The 20546-nt window shown below is 37.6% G+C and carries 20 protein-coding genes; 7 read left to right on the top strand and 13 right to left on the bottom strand.

Annotated features, from left to right (window positions below; genetic code table 11):
* Both ACI6PS_RS13315 and ACI6PS_RS13310 read left to right on the top strand, forming a co-directional pair.
* Positions 1–551, top strand: a 551-nt coding sequence (locus ACI6PS_RS13315; RefSeq protein WP_421013058.1) for a glycoside hydrolase family 97 C-terminal domain-containing protein, incomplete at its 5' end; no start/stop codon positions are given.
* Between the two features lie 142 nt (positions 552–693).
* Entirely contained in the window at positions 694–1557 is an 864-nt protein-coding gene (locus ACI6PS_RS13310) for a hydroxymethylglutaryl-CoA lyase (RefSeq protein ID WP_421013057.1), read from the top strand.
* On the opposite strand, the gene ACI6PS_RS13305 is transcribed toward ACI6PS_RS13310, so the two are convergent.
* Positions 1554–2645, bottom strand: a complete 1092-nt coding sequence (locus ACI6PS_RS13305; RefSeq protein ID WP_421013056.1) for an MBL fold metallo-hydrolase — start codon at positions 2643–2645, stop codon at positions 1554–1556. The two genes, ACI6PS_RS13310 and ACI6PS_RS13305, sit on opposite strands and share 4 nt — an antisense overlap.
* 556 nt (positions 2646–3201) lie before the next feature.
* Between ACI6PS_RS13305 and ACI6PS_RS13300 the strand changes: the two genes are divergently transcribed.
* Together ACI6PS_RS13300 and guaB are read left to right on the top strand one after the other, a co-directional pair.
* Positions 3202–5106, top strand: a complete 1905-nt coding sequence (locus ACI6PS_RS13300; RefSeq protein ID WP_421013055.1) for a tetratricopeptide repeat-containing sensor histidine kinase — start codon at positions 3202–3204, stop codon at positions 5104–5106.
* Positions 5107–5184: 78 nt separating this feature from the next.
* Positions 5185–6657, top strand: coding sequence for an IMP dehydrogenase (gene guaB / locus ACI6PS_RS13295; RefSeq protein ID WP_421013054.1), 1473 nt, complete (start codon positions 5185–5187; stop codon positions 6655–6657).
* 72 nt (positions 6658–6729) lie between these two features.
* Here guaB and ACI6PS_RS13290 read toward each other — a convergent pair whose 3' ends face one another.
* The 3 genes from ACI6PS_RS13290 to ACI6PS_RS13280 all read right to left on the bottom strand — a co-directional run bounded on the left by ACI6PS_RS13290 (position 6730) and on the right by ACI6PS_RS13280 (position 11398).
* Complete coding sequence (locus ACI6PS_RS13290; protein ID WP_421013053.1) at positions 6730–8961, bottom strand: cation:proton antiporter; 2232 nt, start codon at positions 8959–8961, stop codon at positions 6730–6732.
* Between the two features lie 173 nt (positions 8962–9134).
* The gene (gene purB, locus ACI6PS_RS13285; protein WP_421013052.1) at positions 9135–10481 is read right to left on the bottom strand and encodes an adenylosuccinate lyase; all 1347 of its coding nucleotides are present in this window, start codon (positions 10479–10481) and stop codon (positions 9135–9137) included.
* A gap of 215 nt (positions 10482–10696) precedes the next feature.
* Complete coding sequence (locus tag ACI6PS_RS13280; protein ID WP_421013051.1) at positions 10697–11398, bottom strand: SIR2 family NAD-dependent protein deacylase; 702 nt, start codon at positions 11396–11398, stop codon at positions 10697–10699.
* Between the two features lie 62 nt (positions 11399–11460).
* Between ACI6PS_RS13280 and ACI6PS_RS13275 the strand changes: the two genes are divergently transcribed.
* Positions 11461–12126 (top strand): TrmH family RNA methyltransferase, encoded by a 666-nt coding sequence (locus ACI6PS_RS13275; RefSeq protein ID WP_421013050.1) that lies wholly within the window; start codon positions 11461–11463, stop codon positions 12124–12126.
* Here the strand turns inward: ACI6PS_RS13275 and ACI6PS_RS13270 are convergent.
* The 6 genes from ACI6PS_RS13270 to ACI6PS_RS13245 form a co-directional block, all read right to left on the bottom strand.
* On the bottom strand, positions 12123–12854 hold the full coding sequence (locus ACI6PS_RS13270) for a hypothetical protein (protein ID WP_421013049.1): 732 nt from the start codon (positions 12852–12854) through the stop codon (positions 12123–12125). The two genes, ACI6PS_RS13275 and ACI6PS_RS13270, sit on opposite strands and share 4 nt — an antisense overlap.
* A gap of 5 nt (positions 12855–12859) precedes the next feature.
* Positions 12860–13381, bottom strand: coding sequence for a hypothetical protein (locus ACI6PS_RS13265; protein WP_421013048.1), 522 nt, complete (start codon positions 13379–13381; stop codon positions 12860–12862).
* Between the two features lie 41 nt (positions 13382–13422).
* Complete coding sequence (locus ACI6PS_RS13260) at positions 13423–14184, bottom strand: carboxypeptidase-like regulatory domain-containing protein (RefSeq protein WP_421013047.1); 762 nt, start codon at positions 14182–14184, stop codon at positions 13423–13425.
* An 87-nt stretch (positions 14185–14271) separates the two neighbouring features.
* Positions 14272–16164, bottom strand: coding sequence for a DEAD/DEAH box helicase (locus tag ACI6PS_RS13255; protein ID WP_421013046.1), 1893 nt, complete (start codon positions 16162–16164; stop codon positions 14272–14274).
* A gap of 183 nt (positions 16165–16347) precedes the next feature.
* Positions 16348–16923, bottom strand: coding sequence for a non-canonical purine NTP diphosphatase (locus tag ACI6PS_RS13250; RefSeq protein WP_421013045.1), 576 nt, complete (start codon positions 16921–16923; stop codon positions 16348–16350).
* A gap of 68 nt (positions 16924–16991) precedes the next feature.
* Positions 16992–17186, bottom strand: a complete 195-nt coding sequence (locus ACI6PS_RS13245) for a hypothetical protein (RefSeq protein ID WP_421013044.1) — start codon at positions 17184–17186, stop codon at positions 16992–16994.
* A 260-nt stretch (positions 17187–17446) separates the two neighbouring features.
* Between ACI6PS_RS13245 and ACI6PS_RS13240 the strand changes: the two genes are divergently transcribed.
* Positions 17447–17872 carry a hypothetical protein gene (locus ACI6PS_RS13240; protein ID WP_421013043.1) on the top strand — a complete coding sequence of 142 codons (426 nt, stop codon included), beginning with the start codon at positions 17447–17449 and terminating at the stop codon, positions 17870–17872.
* On the opposite strand, the gene ACI6PS_RS13235 is transcribed toward ACI6PS_RS13240, so the two are convergent.
* The 3 genes from ACI6PS_RS13235 to ACI6PS_RS13225 are packed head-to-tail and all read right to left on the bottom strand — an operon-like array spanning position 17861 to position 19202.
* Positions 17861–18241: a DUF2809 domain-containing protein gene (locus ACI6PS_RS13235; protein ID WP_421013042.1), complete on the bottom strand. Its 381-nt coding sequence runs from the start codon at positions 18239–18241 to the stop codon at positions 17861–17863. The two genes, ACI6PS_RS13240 and ACI6PS_RS13235, sit on opposite strands and share 12 nt — an antisense overlap.
* Positions 18242–19024 (bottom strand): NYN domain-containing protein, encoded by a 783-nt coding sequence (locus ACI6PS_RS13230; RefSeq protein ID WP_421013041.1) that lies wholly within the window; start codon positions 19022–19024, stop codon positions 18242–18244.
* A 40-nt stretch (positions 19025–19064) separates the two neighbouring features.
* Positions 19065–19202, bottom strand: a complete 138-nt coding sequence (locus tag ACI6PS_RS13225) for a hypothetical protein (protein WP_421013040.1) — start codon at positions 19200–19202, stop codon at positions 19065–19067.
* Here ACI6PS_RS13225 and ACI6PS_RS13220 point away from each other — a divergent pair.
* On the top strand, positions 19201–20460 hold the full coding sequence (locus tag ACI6PS_RS13220) for an aminotransferase class I/II-fold pyridoxal phosphate-dependent enzyme (RefSeq protein ID WP_421013039.1): 1260 nt from the start codon (positions 19201–19203) through the stop codon (positions 20458–20460). The genes ACI6PS_RS13225 and ACI6PS_RS13220 overlap by 2 nt on opposite strands.
* Positions 20461–20546: the final 86 nt, after the last annotated feature.

Raw genomic sequence — 20546 nt, 5'->3', positions numbered from 1 at the left:
AGTACCTGAATACAATACTTTTCACAAGAATGCTTGCTGGTCCGTTGGATTATACACCGGGTAATTTTGGTTTTGATTACAAATTGCCTCAAGGAGCAAAAGTTCAAACCACTTTGGCAGCACAATTGGCGTTGTATGTAGTGCTTTTCAGTCCGTTGCAGATGGCTTCGGACTTACCAGAAAATTATGTTGGAAAACCTGAGTTCAAATTCATCAAGGAAGTGCCTTGCATCTGGGCTGATACAAAACCACTCGATTCAAAAATTGGTGCTTACAATACGATTGCAAGAAAAGATTGGAACAGCGAAGATTGGTACTTAGGAGCCATTACAAACGAAGAAGCACGTGATCTAAAAGTAGCCTTGTCTTTCTTGGACAAAGGAACTTCTTATACCGCAGAAATTTATGCAGACGGTCAAGGAGCCGATTATAAAACAAATCCTTATCCTGTTGCGATGACTACCCAAACGGTAAATAGTACAACGGTGATGGATCTCAAATTAGCAAGCGGAGGTGGTGTAGCTGTAAAGTTCACACCAGTTAAAAAATAAGGTTTGAGTTAGTTAAAGATGGCGTGTCTCGTAATGATTTCATAAGGTCGTTGCGGGACACTGCTGTTTTATAACTTAAATGAATATTTAATTTATTCAGAAAACGATTTCGTAAATTTTATTTCTTTGTTATCTTTGAAAAATGGAAGCTATCAAAATTATAGAGTGTCCTCGTGACGCAATGCAAGGCATCAAGACGTTTATTCCAACCGAAAGAAAGGTGGCGTATATCCAGTCTTTGCTGCGTATTGGTTTTGATAGTTTGGACTTTGGAAGCTTTGTTTCTCCAAAGGCTATTCCTCAGATGCAGGATACTGCCGAAGTTTTGGCAAGATTGGATTTGTCTCAAACAAAAAGCAAATTGTTGGCGATTATTGCGAATACGCAAGGTGCCGAACTTGCTTCCCAGCATAATGAAATTAAGTATTTAGGTTATCCTTTTTCTATTTCGGAGAACTTCCAGATGCGGAATACGCATAAAACAATCGCCGAATCTTTGATCACTTTGCAGGAGATTCTAAACATTGCCGATAAAACCAATAAGGAAGTTGTAGCCTATCTTTCGATGGGATTTGGAAACCCTTATGGCGATCCATGGAATGTCGAAATTGTAGGTGAGTGGACTGAAAAGCTATCGAATATGGGAGTGAAAATTTTATCGCTTTCGGATACTGTTGGAAGTTCAACTCCGGATGTTATTGATTATCTGTTCTCGAATCTGATTCCGAAATATCCTGAGATTGAATTTGGAGCGCATTTGCATACCACTCCCGAAAAATGGTTCGAAAAAGTAGATGCGGCTTACAAAGCCGGTTGCCGAAGATTTGATGGCGCCATTCAAGGTTTTGGAGGTTGTCCGATGGCGAAGGATGATTTGACGGGCAATATGCCAACAGAGAAATTACTATCCTATTTCACTACTCAAAAGGAAAATACCAATACCAGTCCGATGAGTTTTGAAAGTGCCTATAACGAAGCGACCAAGTTATTTGGTGAGTTTCATTAATCGATATTTTTCCACCATTCTACACTATTGTATCTTTCATTTAGATTTACTTTTTCTCCAATCATTGGTGTAATCAAAGGTAAGTTTTCTGCTTTTGCATATTCAAAAATCTTGGTAATGGGTTCGTCCCAATCGTGATTTGCTAGGGCGAATTTCCCCCAATGGACCGGCATTACTGCTTTTGCTTGCAACTCTTTTGCGGCAGGCATCATATGCTCTGGAAGCAAGTGGATGTATTTCCAGTTTTGGTCGTATTGACCGCATTCCATTATTGCCAAATCAAAAGGACCAAATTTATCTCCGATTTCTTTATAGTGAAAATCATAACCACTGTCGCCGCCTAGGAAGATGTTCTTGCTTGGTGTTTTTAGGGCAAACGACATCCATAATGATTTATTTCTTTTTAATCCTCGGCCTGAAAAATGCCTTGCAGGTGTTGTATTTACTACAAAACCGTCGGCGAGATTGATGGTTTGGTACCAATCCTTTTCAATTATTATCGAAGGATCAAAACCCCACAGTTCAAGGTGTTCTGCAACGCCCAATCCGCAGATGATGGTTTTGATTTTGGACTTTAACTTCACAACAGTTTCATAATCGAGATGGTCCCAATGGTCGTGGGATATGAAAAGATAATCTATTTCGGGGATTTCATCGGTGGTGTAGATATCGGAACCGTTGAAGCTTCTTGTCGTTGCTTTTATTGGAGATGCGGCACCGCTGAAGACGGGATCTACTAGGATTTTCTTTCCGTCAACCTGCAAGAAATAGGAGGAATGTCCGAACCAGACGATTGCATCTTCGTTGGGATTCAAAGCAAGTAAGTTGGTTTTAGAGGAAGGGAATATTCCTGCAGGTTTGCTTCGTTTGTTTTTTAGGAAAAGGAATTTTATTAATACGGATGACATGGATACACCTTCGGTTAGGCTGGGTGTCGGGCTAAGGTTCTGGAATTGCTTGTCTCGGAAATTCGGTGAATTTTGGATGTCTGCGAGTCTTTTGCCGGAAGGCATTTGTCCGAAGTTTTTCTGGTTTAGGAATAGAATAAAAAAGACGATTAAGGAAGTGATGATAATTATGGAAGTCATCTTATGAAAATTTTTGTCAAAAGTAATGATAAAGCGTTTTGGAGGGATGGATTATAACAAATTTTTGGCTGAAAGCAGGCGTGGCGTGACCGGGAAAGGCATTGTAGGATCGGGAAAGGCATTGCAGGACGGGGAATGACATTGCAGGACGTTTTTTTGAAATTGTTGCTCGGGGAAAGGCGTTGCAGGACGGGGAAGGACATTGCAGGACGTTTTTTTGAAATTGTTGCTTGGGGAAAGGCATTGCAGGACGGGGAAGGACATTGTAGGACGTTTTTTTGAAATTGTTGCTTGGGGAAAGGCATTGCAGGACGGGGAATGACATTGCAGGACGTTTTTTTGAAATTGTTGCTCGGGGAAAGGCATTGCAGGACGGGGAAGGACATTGCAGGACGTTTTTTTGAAATTGTTGCTTCGGGGAAGAACATTGCAGGACAGGAGTTTTAAATTGCACTTTGGAGAAAGGCATTGCAAGGTGAAAATGGGATGGAGAGCAGTAGTGGTTTATAGGGTTAATTTTTTTTTATATTTTTACAATCTACTTACCCCTCCCAAAATGCGTTTACTTAGGTTTGTTTTTTTCTTGTTGCTTTTTGTTGCTGGTAATTGTGCTTTTGCATTTGCCGCAAATTCGTTGCAGGAAAAAATTTCGCCTACGGAAGAAAAGATAGTGAAGCTTTTGGAGCAAGCCAATAAGCTGAAATATGAAGATAACAAGCGTGGTATCAAGCTTATACAAGAGGCAGAACAGCTGGCTTTAAAGGGGAACTATGAGAAAAAACTTGGAGAAGTTTATACGGCTTATGGGAGCATGCATTATGTTGATGGTTCGTATGATGTTTCGATGCAGATGCATTTGAAGGCGTTGAAAATTCATGAAAAGTATCAGAGTCATTTTTATATAACCCGATCTTTGAATGGTATTGGATTGGTGCAAATGGGCCTCAACCAGTATGAAGAGTGCATTGCAACTTTTGAAAAGTGTGCTGTTCTTAATTTGAAGCATAAAAATTTGGGTGCCGCCGGACGTAATTATTTCAATATAAGTGTGGCGGAAATTGAGCTCAAGGAGTTTGAGAAAGCTTCGAAAGGATTTAAAAAAGCACTTCAGTTTGCACTGGCCGATAAGGATGTGGATACGGAACACATGGCGTATAGCAGGCTGGGAGAGGTGAAATTGTTTTTGAATCAGATTGATTCTTCTCTTTACTATTATAAAAAATTATTCAGTCATCCGGTAGCGCCTTCGAAATGGGAGAAGACGTATTCGTATGCGGGTTTGGCGAACACGTACAAGAAAATGAAACGCCTTGGTGAGGCGGAAAAATATGCTTTGATGTCGTTTCAATTTGCAAAGGAATTGGATGCAAAATGGGATTTGGAAAGAAGCACGGCGATACTTGCTGAGGTTTATGCGGCGAAGAAAGACATGCAGAATGCCTATAAATATTTGTCGCTCCACAGGGTTTACAACGATAGTTTGTTTAATCAGGAAAAAGTTAGTGAGATCAATTATCAGCAATTGAAGCGAAAAGAGGCGGAAAACTTGCAGTTGCAGAGTGAGAAGAAGGCGGCTCTGGAGAAGGAGAAGACTTCGAGGGTAATTAATTATTCGTTTGTACTGTTTATTGCTTTTCTTCTTGGAATTTTATTTTTATTGAAAAGGAACATCCGATTGAAGGATAAATTCAACAAGGAATTGGAAGCCAAGAATACTGATATTGAAAATCAGAAGGCGATTATTGCTTCGCAAAATGAAATATTGGAAGGGCTGAACAAGTCGAAAAATCGATTGTTTTCGATACTGGCACATGATTTAAGGACTCCTATCAATTCTATCTTTCAGGTTTTGGAATTGCAACAACAAGGCGATTTTCCGAAAGAGGTTGAAGGAGAAATCTTTGCGCAATTGCTGAAACAGGTAGAAGGCACCTCTACCGTGCTGAATAATTTGTTGCATTGGGCGAATACACAAATGGACGGAACAGTTGTTCATCTTGAGGATATTAATCTGACGGATGTTGTGAATACTTCGGTCGATTCGTTTTATATGGAGGCGTTTACGAAGAAGATTACAATCAATAATCTTGACAATCAAGATAAGCATTTGATCAATGCCGACTTGGGACAGGCGAGGATTATTGTTCAGAATGTTTTGGCAAATGCCATAAAATTTACTCCAGTTGCAGGAAGTGTCGATGTTTTTTATTCAGAAGATCATCAGTATCAAAACCTTCATATTGTAGATTACGGATTGGGGATGAGTAAGAATCTGATGGAAGAAATCATTAATTATGATAAACGAATGCCTTCTGAAATGGGGACTGCGATGGAAAAAGGAACCGGTTTAGGATTGCTTTTAGTGAAACAATTTCTTGTCAACAACAACGGTAAGATGGACATCAAGAGCGAAGAAGATAAAAGGACCGAATTTATTATTTCGTTTTTGAAGGCTAAATAAATTACTCTTAATGACATACAATTAATCCAAGTATATTTTCTATATTTGCACGCAATTTAACTACAACTACAAATTGCAATGATTGCACACAACTCAAAGATTATCGGTGAAGGTTTAACTTACGATGATGTACTCCTGGTTCCCAATTATTCGAATGTGCTTCCCCGCGAAGTAAGTATTCAATCAAAATTTTCAAGAAATATTACGCTAAATGTTCCGATTGTATCTGCCGCTATGGATACGGTTACCGAAAGCGCTATGGCAATTGCAATGGCGCAAGAGGGCGGGATTGGCGTTTTGCATAAAAATATGACCATCGAGCAACAGGCTGGAAAGGTTAGAAAAGTAAAAAGAGCTGAATCTGGAATGATCATCGATCCGGTGACGTTGCCTCTGACTTCTACGGTTGCAGATGCTAAAAGCGCGATGAAAGAATACGGTATTGGCGGTATTCCGATTGTGGATGAAAATAAAAAGCTGAAAGGTATTGTGACCAATCGTGATTTGCGTTTCGAGAAAAACAATGCAAGACCTATCAGCGAAGTGATGACAAGCGAAAACCTCGTTACGGTTGCCGAAGGAACTTCCTTGGAGCAAGCCGAAGTGGTTTTGCAAGGCCACAAAATTGAAAAACTTCCAGTAGTTAATTCCGAAAATACTTTAGTAGGACTGATTACTTTCCGAGATATTACCAAACTTACCCAAAAACCTATTGCGAATAAAGATGTTTACGGACGTTTGAGAGTTGCGGCAGCAATTGGTGTTACAGGAGATGCGGTTCAAAGAGCCGAAGCCCTTGTTAATGCTGGTGTTGATGCGATTATCATCGATACGGCTCACGGACATACGGAAGGTGTTGTAAATGTTTTGAAAGAAGTAAAAGGTAAATTTCCTCAGATTGATGTCATTGTTGGAAATATCGCTACGCCGGAAGCTGCCAGATATTTGGTAGAAAATGGTGCAGATGGTGTGAAAGTTGGAATCGGACCTGGATCTATCTGTACGACACGTATTGTTGCAGGTGTTGGTTTTCCTCAATTTTCAGCGGTTTTAGAAGTGGCAGCGGCGATAAAAGGAACCGGAGTTCCAGTAATTGCTGATGGTGGAATCCGCTACACAGGCGATATTCCGAAAGCAATTGCAGCTGGAGCTGATTGCGTAATGCTGGGTTCGCTATTGGCAGGAACAAAAGAATCTCCGGGTGAAACGATCATCTTTGAAGGAAGAAAATTCAAATCGTATAGAGGAATGGGTTCTGTGGAAGCCATGCAAGAAGGTTCCAAAGACCGTTATTTCCAAGACGTGGAAGACGATGTGAAGAAATTGGTTCCGGAAGGAATTGTAGGCCGTGTTCCTTATAAAGGCGAGTTGAACGAAAGCATGCAACAATTCATAGGCGGACTTCGTGCTGGTATGGGATACTGCGGTTCAAAAGACATTCCGACCTTGCAAGAAACAGGTCGTTTTGTAAGAATTACGTCAAGCGGTATTACAGAAAGCCATCCACATAATGTGACGATTACTAAAGAGGCTCCGAATTATTCTAGATAATTTCCAATTTAAATAATATAAAAAATCCCAAATTTCAATCGAGATTTGGGATTTTTGTTTTGAGAGGCATTCTTAATCTTTAAAGAAATTGGCAAGCAGTTTTTTGCTTCCAACAACCCATAGGATATCGAATTGTTCTAGAATCAAATGTGATTCTGGGTTTAGGATACGTTTCCTGTTTCGTTCTATTCCTACCACAAGGCCCTTGGTTTTTTCACGGATTTGCGATTCGCGGATGCTTTTTCCGATAAATTCTTCGTTCTTGAGTTCGATTTGTTTTAGAACCAAATCTGTTTCGGGAGCTTTCTCCGGAATTTCAATTTCATGTTTGTCAAGATATACCTTGAACTCCTGTACCTGATTGTCCGTTCCGATAACGCAGACTTCATCGCCAGGAAACAAGCGTTCATTTCTTCCGGGAATATTGATCATTACTTCACCTCGTCGGATAAAAGCGATATTGATGCCCAGTTTTTCTCTCAGCTCCAATTCTGCCAAAGTCATTCCGGCGATGTTTGATTCTTTTGCAATTTCAAAAGTTGTCATGTGTCCGTCCCAAGGCGTCAAATCATTACGGCTTCGTCCTGCTTTTACGATTTCACGTGCATTAAGGTTGGATATGAAATGATTTTCAATTTTATGGTATTGTCCGTTGAGTTTTTTCGGAAAGATGAAATAAACAGCAACCGCTATTACAAGAGCAATCAACGCGATTTCTGGAGAGAAAAAAGTATTGAGTAGAAATCCTAAATAGAAGAGCGTCAAGAGCATTCTTAGCAGCACAATCATAATAATTGGTCCTCGGTATTTTCGTTCCTTCATCAATACTTGGACTTGTTTGGCGGCAACTCTTCTCAGCGAAAGCGCCCAAAAGAAAGGTGATAGGATAAACAATGTAATTAAGGCGGCAATTGCGTTTCCGAATTGTGAGCTTTCGACCAATGGTAAGATATACTCAGAAGATAATAATATCACAGCTACAATGATTACTGAGTGGATGATGATCTGTGTCATGTTTGCCCTTAAAACCATCTGCCAATCGCTTACCGATTTGATGGCTTCGGTGTTTGTACTGTATTTATCAATGGCTTTGACCCATTTTACGGGAAGTGTTTTTTCCAGTTTATCCGAAAAATCAGTAGAGAATTTTATAAGAAACGGTGTTGTAAAGGTTGTAATGGCTGAAACAGCTACAACGATTGGATAAAGAAATTCGCTGATAACACCCAATGTCATTCCTAGGGTGGCAATGATAAACGAGAATTCCCCAATTTGTGCCAAACTCATACCGGTTTGGACGGATTGTTTTAACGGCTGTCCCGAAAGCAGTGCTCCAATGGTGGAACTGAATGCTTTTCCGAAAATGGTAACCAAGGTAATAATCACTACCGGAACAGCATATTCTACCAAAGTATCAATATTGATCAACATTCCGACCGATACGAAAAATACCGCACCAAATAAATCCTTTACAGGTTTTATTAGATGCTCAATTTTTTCTGCTTGGGTAGTTTCGGCGATGATTGATCCCATGATGAAAGCTCCCAGAGCAGGTGAGAATCCAACATTTGCTGCTAAAATTACCATTAATAAACATAAGGCGATGGAGATGATAAGAAGCATTTCATCTGTCAGAAGACTCTTGGCTTTCCTTAATAATGTCGGAACAAAGAAAATTCCACCGACAAACCAAAGTGTAAGGAAGAATACCAGTTTAAGGACTGATTGTATCAATTCCATCCCAGAAAATTGCTGGCTCACAGCAATTGTCGATAGCAATACCATCATGATAATTGCCACGATATCTTCTACAATTAGGGCTCCGAACACTATTCCTGCAAATTTCTTTCCCTTTACATTTAATTCGTCAAAAGCGCGAAGAATAATGGTTGTGGAAGAAATGGAAAGTGTTGCACCTAGAAAAATACTGTCCATCGTATTCCAACCCATCCAATGTCCTACGGAAAAACCAATGAACACCATGCAGATGATCTGGGTTATGGCTGTTATGGATGCGGTACCGCCAACTTTCATCAGTTTTTTAAAACTGAATTCGAGTCCTAAACTGAATAGAAGGAAGATAACCCCAATTTCTGCCCAGACTTCCACACTTTTATGGTCGGTAATGGAAGGAAAAAAGTCGAAATTACTTCCTGCCAAGAAACCGGCAATAAGGTAACCCAGCACTAACGGCTGTTTTATTTTTTTAAAGAGTAAGACCGCGACTCCCGCTGTCATAAGAATAAGACCCAGATCGGTAATCAGGGGCTGGAGGTGATGTGTAGTTTCGGCTACTAGGCTCATAAATTGTTTTTTGTTTTTGAAGTTTTGGAATTGTTGTAAGATATAAAATAAACCCCATTTTTGAAAATAAGCCTTTATGAAACCGTTAACTTTATGAAAAATTTATAAAAAAATCCCGTCAGACCGATTTTTACTCATTCTGACGGGATAAAATTTGTAGTATTTTTATGTAACTATATTCCCAGATAATTGCTTGGAGATATCTTCAATAATTCAGCTTTTATTTCATCTGAAACTTCCAAAGTTGCAATAAAATCATGAATCGCTTCTTTGTTGATTGTTGTGTTGGTTCTGGTCAATCCTTTCAAGGCTTCGTATGGATTTGGATAAGCTTCCCTTCTCAAAATAGTCTGGATCGCTTCGGCTACAACAGCCCAATTGTTTTCCAAATCTTCGGCAAATTTATCGGCATTCAAAAGCAATTTGTTCAATCCTTTCAAAGTGGCTTCAAAAGCAATCAAAGTATGCCCCATCGGAACGCCAATGTTTCTCAAAACCGTACTGTCTGTCAAATCGCGTTGCAATCTCGACAAAGGCAATTTGGCTGCTAAATGCTCAAAAATAGCATTTGCAATTCCAAGATTCCCTTCCGAATTTTCAAAATCAATAGGGTTTACTTTGTGTGGCATTGCAGATGAACCAATTTCCCCAGCCTTGATTTTTTGCTTGAAATAATCCATTGAAACATACGTCCAAATATCTCGATCTAAATCGATAATTATAGTGTTGATTCTTTTCAAAGCATCAAAAAACGAAGCAAAATGATCGTAATGCTCAATCTGAGTTGTTGGAAAAGAATGGTGCAAGCCAAGGTTTTCTTCTACGAATTTATTTCCGAATTGTCTCCAATCAATTTGAGGATACGCAACATGATGTGCATTGTAATTTCCTGTCGCACCACCAAATTTAGCAGCAAACGGAATGTTGAACAAGAAACGCATCTGCTCTTCCAGACGCTCTACAAAAACTCCAATTTCTTTTCCCAAACGGGTAGGAGAGGCCGGTTGTCCATGGGTTCTTGCCAACATCGGAACGTCTTTCCATTCCACGCTTAATTCCTTCAATTTAGCCACCAATTCAATCAATAACTTCAAATATACTTCCTGAAAAGCCTCTTTTGTCGAAAGCGGAATCGCTGTATTGTTGATGTCCTGAGAAGTCAATCCAAAATGGATGAACTCTTTGTACTCCGACAATCCCAAATTATCAAAAGCCGTTTTTATAAAATATTCAACCGCCTTAACATCGTGATTTGTGGTCTTTTCAATGTCTTTTATTGCCTGAGCATCAGCCGTAGAAAAGTTTTTATAAATACCGCGCAAGCTTTCAAACAAGTTTGAATTTACGTTTTTCAACTGAGGCAAAGGCACTTCGCACAAAGCAATAAAATACTCAATTTCCACCAAAACGCGGTACTTAATCAGCGCTTCTTCCGAAAAATACTGCGATAACGAAACGGTCTTACTTCTGTACCTTCCATCAATTGGCGATACGGCATTCAATTCATTTAAAATAGTCATTGTAGTTGTGTTTTGAAGTTCGCAAATATAGCGTTTTGAAGTCGATTTTGAAAAGGAAAATCATTAAAGATAACCAGTTTTTTAAGGAGCTATTTCCCGCTATCCGTTCCAATCTTTTCTTTTTTAAAGAAAAAAAGAAAAGGATTTCCACTACTATCGGGGCTAGCTTCGCTGTCGGAATCAGGAGTTTTGAAATAAATCTTTTTTCTGTTTTTTTAATCTTCCGCTTTAAAACCCAAAAGCCTTTCTTTTAAAAGTTCCATCCCTTCCGAAGCCACATTTGCAAAAACTTCCAGCGGATTTCTCAAGTTCGGAATCTTGATTGGATTAGGATCAATATAAAAAATAGGAACATTTGAATTTACATAATCAATCAATCCAGCAGCAGGATAAACCTGTAAAGAAGTTCCAATTACAACAAAAAAGTCGGCTTCCAAAGTGATTTTTACCGCTTCTTCCAAAGCAGGAACGTCTTCGCCAAACCATACAATATGGGGCCTTAATTGAAAACCATTTTCATCAACATCAGTAGAAAGCAAATCTTCTTTCCAATTTAAAATATGATTGTAATTGTTCGTACTTCTTACTTTTAATAATTCTCCATGAAGATGCAAAACGTTTGAGCTTCCTGCGCGTTCGTGCAAATCATCTACATTTTGTGTAATAATGTAAACATCAAAATCAGTTTCAAGTTCTGCCAGGATTTTATGGGCTAAATTTGGTTCGACAGTCAATAATTGTTTTCTTCTTTGGTTGTAAAAATTCAAAACCAATTCGGGATTTTTGCGCCAACCTTCAGGGGTTGCAACCTCCATTACATCATGACCTTCCCATAATCCGTTAGAATCGCGAAAAGTCTTGATACCGCTTTCAGCACTGATTCCAGCACCTGATAAAACAACGAGTTTCTTTTTCATTTCAAAATTTATTAAAAGCTAAAGCTAACGTTTTTTAGTATTTTTGCAAAAATTAAAATGAAATGGCTGATATTGATTACCTGAATTACCTCGAAGGATTTTTAACCGATAATAGAAAAGAGAAGTTTTTGAAAGTGTTGAGCAACAGAACCAATCATTTTACAGTTGCTATTGAAGATGTTTTTCAGTTGCACAATACCAGTGCGGTTATGCGAAGCTGTGAGGTTTTTGGGGTGCAGCAACTCAATGTTGTCGAGGAGAAATTCGGGAAAAGTATTGACAAGGAAATTGCAATGGGGGCTCAAAAATGGGTCGATGTCAACCGTTATGAAAGTATTTCTAATTGTGTTGAAAGTCTTAAACAAAAGGGATATCAAATAATAGCAACAACGCCACACGAAAATGATTGCTTGATGGATGATTTTGATATCTCAAAACCTTCTGCTTTATTTTTCGGCACAGAAAGAGACGGATTATCAGAAGAAGTTATGAAAAATGCAGATGGTTTCCTTAAAATTCCAATGGTTGGTTTTACAGAAAGTTTGAATATTTCAGTTTCGGCAGCCATCATTCTTCAAAATCTAATGAACCGATTGAGAAAATCAGATGTCAACTGGCAACTTTCAGAAGAGGAAATGCTGGAAAAAAGAATTCAATGGGCGAAAAGTTCGATTAAGGATATTAAACGTATCGAGGCGAGGTATTTTGCTGAAAATCCGAAGGCTTAAAAATTGATTTCGCTTTCAAATATTACATTTGTAATGTCTTGCTGATTCAAAGTATATCGGTATAATCCATTATCCCCGATTGCATATAATGTATTCTCTTTAATGATTACATCAAAGCAAGATTTTTGAATGGCTTTGACCAACACAGGCTCTCTTGGGTTTTCAACATCAAATATTTTTATTTCATCGTCACAAACAATCAAAAAATTATGATATAATCCCAAGCCTTTTGGATGGACAAGATTTCTCCTGTGTAAAAGATAAGGCGTCTCTATGATGTTAGTCGTGTAAACTTCAAGGACATTAGTGTTGTTTCCGCATAAATTGTTTGAATGCAATGTGACATAAGCATGTGTATCGTTTGCAACAACAGGATCGCAGGCTGTAAAGTGCTCTACATTTGCCATTCTTGAAGGATTTTCTGGATCATCAAGGGCATAAATAAACATTCCGTTTCTTGAACCGATGTAGAGATATTCTCCATGAGAGAACAAAGTTTCTATATTGAATCCCACATGAATAGTATTTACTTTTGAAGGTTGTGCACCGTCAATTAAAGAAAAGATATTCAAATTATTATTGTCAACAGTATAAAGATAATTGCCTTTGAGAGCAAAAATCGCTAATGATCCACCTTGACCGTCGTTATTTCCATTAGCGCCATTTTCTCCTTCGCTTGAGCAACTAATTATGATGAAGAAGAGGATTGCTATTTTTATATATTTCATGTCAATTAGTTTAAGGGAATCCAATCAATTATAATTTCGTCTTCTTCTGGATAGGCAGGTACACCAGTGGGCGGATTTTTTTGAGGAAAAACATTCCTGTTTCTATTCGTTATTGAAATGGTATTGCTTTCAGAATTGTAGGCAAAAGTCACCAAGTCTACAGCTTGATTGATATAAATGCTATTATTTCTGATGGCCAAATCTGTAGCACCAGGAATTTTTATAAAAGCAATTTTAATAGGATCTTGAGGATTTGAATAATTGTAAACATGAAACCCCTTGTTTACATCATTTATGAACATGAGATTTTCATGAATGTAAATTTTTCCCGATTTGACAATATTTTGTGGTGGTAGCGTAGCGACTGAACTTTCAAATTCAGCTCGTGTCACAATAATCGGCTCAAATAATTGATTAACAATTGGTTCGTTGTTCACAAAGTCATCATCATTGCTTTGAGGACCAAAACATCCGTTTAAAAAGAATGTAAGTGAAACCAAGGATATTAAAGTAAATATTCTTTTCATTATAAGGAATTTACTGTAAATATAATCTTTTTTGGTTAGCGTTACTTCCTTTTCAAAATTTTATATTCCTCATAACAAGCACTTATGGCATCCAAAATCTGCAAGTCATTTGCTGTCTTTACAAAAGATTCGGAGTAGTTGCAACGCGCCAATATTTCAGCAATCTCATCTTTAGTGACGCCTAATAAAGCAGAAATGGTTTCACGGTCGAATTTGGTTTCAAGAAGATTTTTTACGGTATCGTCCTTTTTCATTTCCTTCAATCGCTTCAATTCCTTTGGTTTTTTTCCGAAGAAATTATAAAGCATATCGGCTGGATTAAAGATGGAACCTAAAACCCTTCCGAAAGCATTTGGGGAATATTCACCCGCTTCATAGCCTTCAGGAAGTCCTGAAATACTGTAACGGTAATTTTCTTTGGTAGGTATTAATTTAGCATCAATTTCAAGATAACCAGTCAATACATATGGTCGCACAACAACTTCTTCAAGAGCATACGCTTTTTCGGTTAGTTGGATGGTTGTAGTTTTGTTTTTAATCCAGTCGTTGGTAACTTTTACCTTTATAGATTTATATCCAAGTAGTGAAATGTGCAGCGTATCATTGGCGGTAGCCATGATTTCAAATTTTCCTTTGTCGTCTGTGACTACTCCTTTTACGGTATTAACGTTGATGATGTTAACGTTTGCAAGGTTTTTAGATGAGTTGTCATCTTTTATTACACCCGAAATAGCGCTCATTTGCTCTTGAGCAAATACAAAAGTAGAAAATAGTATAAAAAAGAAAACTGCAAAATATTTCATGTCGTGTTTTAAGACTCTAAAAGTAATAAAACACTCGAAAATATTTTGCAGTTTGTTTATAATTATAAGAAAATTAACTAAAAAAAATTAGTCTCTTCTCGGTCTTCTCGGTCTTGGGCTGTCGCCAAAGCTTTCAGAGCGTCTTGGAGCTCTTTCAGAACCTTCTCTTCTTGGAGCTCTATCTGAAAAACCTTCCTTTCTTGGTGCTGAACTTCTTCCGAAACCACCTTCTCTTGAACCAGAATTTCTGTCGCTTCTGAATCCGCCATCACGTCTTGGTGCTGAACTTCCTTCTCTTCTTGGACCACCAGAACTTCTTCCACCACCGAAACCGCCAGAATTTCTACCATTGTGGTCACGTCTTCCGCCACCATCATTTTTCGAAATTTCTACGTTGATGCGTCTTCCTTCTAATTCAACATTATTAAGGATTTCCATCACTTTATCGGTATGTTCTGGGTCTGTATTAAAGAAAGAGAAACCTTCTTTTACATCTACTTTGTAAACATCATCACGGCCTAAGTCAAGCGTTTCTTTCAAGAAATCTTTCAATGACATCCAGTCGAAATTATCACGTGAACCAATGTTTACGAAATAACGAACTGCACCTCCATTACTTTCTCTTGGAGCTCTATCATCGCGACTTGAACCAGCCGATTGAGAAGATAGATCTCTAGTTTTCTTGTAATAATTGATGAATCTGTTGAATTCTACAGAAACCATTTTCTTGATTACTTCTTCCTTAGAAAGATCTTTCATTACTTCAAAAATAGCAGGAAGATAAGTGTCGATATCATGATCTACTTCTACATCTTTGATTTTGTTTGCCAAGTGAAGCAACTGAATTTCGCAGATTTCAATTCCAGATGGGATTGTTTTCTCTTCAAACTTTTGCTTGATAATTCTTTCGATTGCGGAAATTTTGCGTAATTCACTTTTTGTAACGATTACGATAGAAGTTCCTAATTTCCCAGCACGACCTGTACGGCCAGAGCGGTGATTATAGGTTTCAACTTCATCAGGAAGTTGGTAGTTTACAACGTGTGTCACGTTATCAACATCAATTCCACGAGCGGCAACGTCTGTAGCAACCAACATTTGAATTTGTCTTCCACGGAACGATTTCATTACTGAATCTCGCTGTGCTTGCGACAAATCTCCGTGCAATGCTGCGGCGCTGTATCCGTCTTCGATTAATTTTTCTGCAACAGCTTGAGTATCACGTTTTGTTCTACAAAAAACTACAGAGAAAATGTCTGGATTAGCATCTGCCAATCTTTTCAAAGCCTCATAACGGTCACGAGCATTTACCAAGTAAAATTCGTGAGAAACTGTTGCTGAACCTGAATTTTTTGCACCTACTGTAATCTCATGCGGATTACTCATAAATTGTTTTCCAATTCTAGCTACTTCTGCAGGCATTGTAGCCGAGAATAACCATGTGCTTTTTTCGTCTGGAGTTGTAGACAAGATGTTTACGATGTCATCATAGAAACCCATGTTTAACATTTCGTCTGCCTCGTCTAGGATGCAATAATTAATCTGAGAAATGTTTACCAATCCTCTATTGATCATGTCCTGCATTCTACCTGGAGTAGCCACAATAATTTGAGCGCCTCTTTTAATTTCTCTAGCCTGTTCTGTAATACTCGCACCACCATAAACAGCTACTACATTAATACCTTTTTCGTATTTTGAGTAGTTTTTAAGTTCGTTTGTGATTTGCAAACATAGTTCGCGAGTAGGTGATAAGATTAACGCCTGTGTATTTCTGTTGTCGGCATCAATTTTCTGAATGACTGGAAAACCAAAAGCTGCCGTTTTCCCTGTCCCTGTTTGAGCCAACGCAACTAAATCTGTGTCTTGTTCCAATAATAGGGGAATCGCTTTCTCCTGTACTTCGGTCGGATTCGCAAATCCTAGATCTAAAATCGCCCTCAGTAACGATTCACTCAATCCTAATTGTTCAAATTTATTCATATAGTATTTTAAATATTTTGCAAAAGTACGGCTAATATTTGTGAATAGCTAATGTGAATTTAAGATTTGATGTTTTATTATTTATTGATAATCAGAAAATTAGATTTAAGATTTTAGAATTTTCAAATATGTTTACTCAAAAAAAGGTTTTGATAAATCATTTTGTGGATTAAATCAGTCTAATTAGAGGCTTTTTAGAAAGGAAATCAATTGTTTAACGGCTTTTGCACGATGGCTTATTTCTGATTTTTCCTGCATTGTAAATTCTGCAAATGTTCTTTCAAAACCTTCGGGTTGAAATACAGGATCATATCCAAAACCATTTGTACCTTTTCGTTCATCGATTATTTTACCATCAGCAATTCCTGTGAAAAGATGTGATTCACCATCGATGTTCAAGGCGATTACGGTTTTAAAGTTCGCTTTTCGGTTGTCTTTGCCTGCCAATTCGTTTAAAAGCTTGTCAATGTTGTCTTCATTGTTTTTATGTTCGCCAGCATATCGGGCAGAAAATACTCCAGGAGCTCCATTTAAAGCATCTACTTCTAATCCGCTGTCGTCTGCAAAGCAATCGTGACCATATTTTTCAGTTACATAATTAGCTTTAAGAATTGCATTTCCTTCTATTGTATTTGCAGTTTCTGGAATTTCTTCATGACAACCAATATCTTCCAGACTCAATATTTGTATTGTGTCTGGAAGAATGCTTTGAATTTCGATGATTTTATTTTTGTTATTGGATGCAAATACGAGCTTCATAATTGTAATTGATGGATTTTCTGTAAAGGTATAAAGTTTACAGATCCCAATCAACTAAACAAGAGTTCTTATGCTTCGTCTTTAGTGGCTTTGATTAGTCCGATTCCAGAGATAAAGAATAATAATCCTAGAACTCCATAAATGACCAAACTTTTCACATCACGAGTTGCACCGTTTGTATTTGCGAAAACAACTGCTGCATAAATAAGACTTACAATTCCGAGAATGGTAAGCAAGGTTCCGAAAATTCTTTTAACGTTCATAATGATTTTGTTTTAGATTGTGAAATTCTAAAATTTCCATCAAATTGCAGTTATGTGATTCTGCAATTAGATTGTACAATTTAAATTATTGTGTGAATCAAATTTGGATGTTGTTGCTTAAAACCCTTCAAATACGGTCTTCATCACAAATTAACACAAACATATCACAATAAGACTTTTGCTGGCCAAATAAAGAATTACATTTACTTCAATATTTTAAAGCTTAATTACCCCTGATTAAGAAATTGAATATTTTTTTTATGGAACTTTTACTTCTTACTTTAATTTCTGCACTCGTTGTTATCATTGTTTATGTTTTCTTTTTTCGGAAGAGTAAAGAAAAGAGAAACAAAAAAAGTTATTATTTAAAGAGGTTCAATAGGAATAAAGAACAATCAATACGACACATTAAAGAGGTGGAAGCTTTGGTGCTTCTTAATGATGCTGAGGATAAAAAGGCTTTTTCCGATAGAGATATAACATTTTCTGAATACTTGGAAAAACTGAGGCTTAAACATGAAAATGATTATTCCGAAAGCTCTTATAAGATTTTAAAGAGAAATAAACTCAGTCAATCTCAAAAGCAGGAATATACTAAAAAACTTATTGAGCAAAGTGAGGATTTGTATTTGATGGAAGTTGATTTAAATGTTTTGAATAAAACTTGGAATAAATTAGTTTCTTGATGCAGATTTCTTCATTGTGATTTTCTCAAAATTGTAAGCGATTATTATTCCAATGGTGTAGGCAATGATGTCACTCCACAGAAAACCCTGTCCCAAAACATACCGTCCGAAAACTGTTTTCCTTAATTCAATCATCCACTCTGCATTGTAAAGCTGTAGAAATTCAATGCAATAACAAACGATCAAAGCAATAATGCATGATTGTATTTTACTGCAATCAATAAAGAGTAATCGAACTCCGAAATAAATCATTACGGCATAAAGTAAATCGCCAGTAAAAAGCGGAATGCAATCAATTTTTCTGGAAAAAATTCCTAGGATTATTGCGATGAAAATAACGCTCAGATAAGAAATTCTACTTTCTTTCATCTAGCTGAAACGAAGTCGTACAAAAACATGTTTGATATTTCTTTTGTCAGATTCTCTTTCGTCGATTTCCAGAATGTCGGTGAGCGATTTCAGCATTGGGGTTAGCTTTGAAAAGCCGTAATTTCGTGGATCAAATTCTGGTTTTTTCTTTACGATTAAATTTCCAACATCTCCTAAGAATGCCCAGCCGTCATCATCACCAATATCTTCAATTGTAGATTCTATAAGTTCGATGGTTCCAATATCAATCTTGTTCAATGGTTTTTGAATTACAGGTTTTTCAACTGCTTTTTTGGTGTCGACAACATTGGTTTTTGGTTGCTTTTTCTTTTGCGTGGCGCCATCCAAAACTTCAATATAAATAAACCTGTCGCAGGCAACTATGAAAGAATTGGGTGTTTTCTTTTCACCAATGCCAATTACTTTCATGCCCGATTCTCTCAGTCGGATGGCCAATCGGGTAAAATCACTGTCGCTCGAAACGATGCAAAAACCGTCCAGTTTTCCAGAATACAACAAGTCCATCGCATCAATTATCAAAGCAGAATCGGAAGAATTTTTTCCAATCGTGTAGCTGTATTGCTGGATAGGAGTGATGGCGTGCTCGAGCAATACGCTTTTCCAGCCGTTTGAATTGGGCTTTGTCCAATCGGCATAAATCCTTTTCGTAGTAGGAGTTCCAAATTTCGCAACTTCTTCCATCATTCCCTTTACATTACTGTATGGAACATTATCGGCATCAATCAATACGGCTAGTTTTAATTCTCTGGTATTTTGGGACATTGGAGATAGTTTGAGTTACAAGTCAAAAGTAGGTTTAAAATTAATTAAAAATAAAGTCTTTTGCCTGTTTTTTATTTAAAATTTCAACAGTAAATCCTCTATAAATTATTATGATACCATTTAATAAATCATTATTTTTGCCACGTTTTTTAAACACTGAAAATACGATTTTTATCATGGTAAAAGATTTATTCGAAAGAATTCAAAACAATAAAGGTCCGTTAGGAAAATGGGCTTCACAAGCAGAAGGTTACTATGTTTTTCCAAAATTGGAAGGAGAATTAGGGCCGAGAATGGAATTTCACGGAAAAAAGATATTAAACTGGAGTATAAATGATTACCTAGGTTTGGCGAATCATCCAGAAGTTCGTAAGGCAGATACTGATGCAGCAATTCAATACGGTGCGGCATATCCGATGGGAGCTAGGATGATGTCCGGACACACCACCATCCACGAACAATTGGAAAATGAATTGGCGGCTTTCGTTATGAAAGAATCTGCTTATTTGTTGAATTTTGGATACCAAGGAATCATGTCAACCATTGATGCTTTGGTTACTAAAAACGACATCATTGTTTACGACGTTGATGCTCATGCTTGTATCATTGACGGAGTTCGTTTGCACATGGGTAAACGTTTTACCTACAAGCACAACGATTTGGAAAGTATGGAGAAAAACCTGCAACGTGCTACCAAAATGGCAACGGAAACAGGTGGAGGAATCCTTTTCATTACCGAAGGTGTTTTCGGGATGCGTGGACAGCAAGGAAAATTGAAAGAGATTGTAGCCATGAAGGAAAAATACAATTTCCGTCTTTTGGTTGATGATGCACACGGTTTTGGAACACTTGGAAAAACAGGTGCAGGAGCAGGTGAGGAGCAAGGTTGCCAAGACGGGATTGATGTTTATTTCTCTACTTTTGCAAAATCGATGGCAAGTATCGGAGCATTTATCGCTGCAGATAAAGATATCATCGATTATTTGAAGTACAATCTTCGTTCGCAAATGTTTGCAAAATCCCTTCCGATGATTCAAACAGTTGGTGCTTTGAAACGTTTGGAATTGTTGAGAAATAATCCCGAATTGAAAGACAAGCTTTGGGAAAATGTGAATGCATTGCAAAGCGGTTTGACTTCAAGAGGATTCAATATTGGAGATACAAACACTTGTGTAACACCTGTTTATTTAGAAGGAAGCATTCCAGAGGCAATGGTGATGGTGAATGATTTGAGAGAGAATTACGGTATCTTCCTTTCGATAGTGGTATATCCGGTAATTCCAAAAGGGATTATTTTATTGAGAATGATTCCTACATCTTCTCATACATTGGCCGATATCGACGAAACGCTTTCAGCCTTCGAAGCTATCCGTGAAAAACTTGAAAACGGAACGTATAAGAAGATTGCAGAAGCTACAACAGTTGACGTTTCATAAGCATACGATTCAATTATAAATCAAAATCCATCAGCTTTTAAGTTGGTGGATTTTTTATTTGGAAATATTAGTACAATTGCAATTGA

The sequence above is a fragment of the Flavobacterium sp. PLA-1-15 genome (assembly GCF_049060005.1).
Classification (GTDB): domain Bacteria; phylum Bacteroidota; class Bacteroidia; order Flavobacteriales; family Flavobacteriaceae; genus Flavobacterium.
This window is presented reverse-complemented; position numbering and strand designations above follow the sequence as displayed.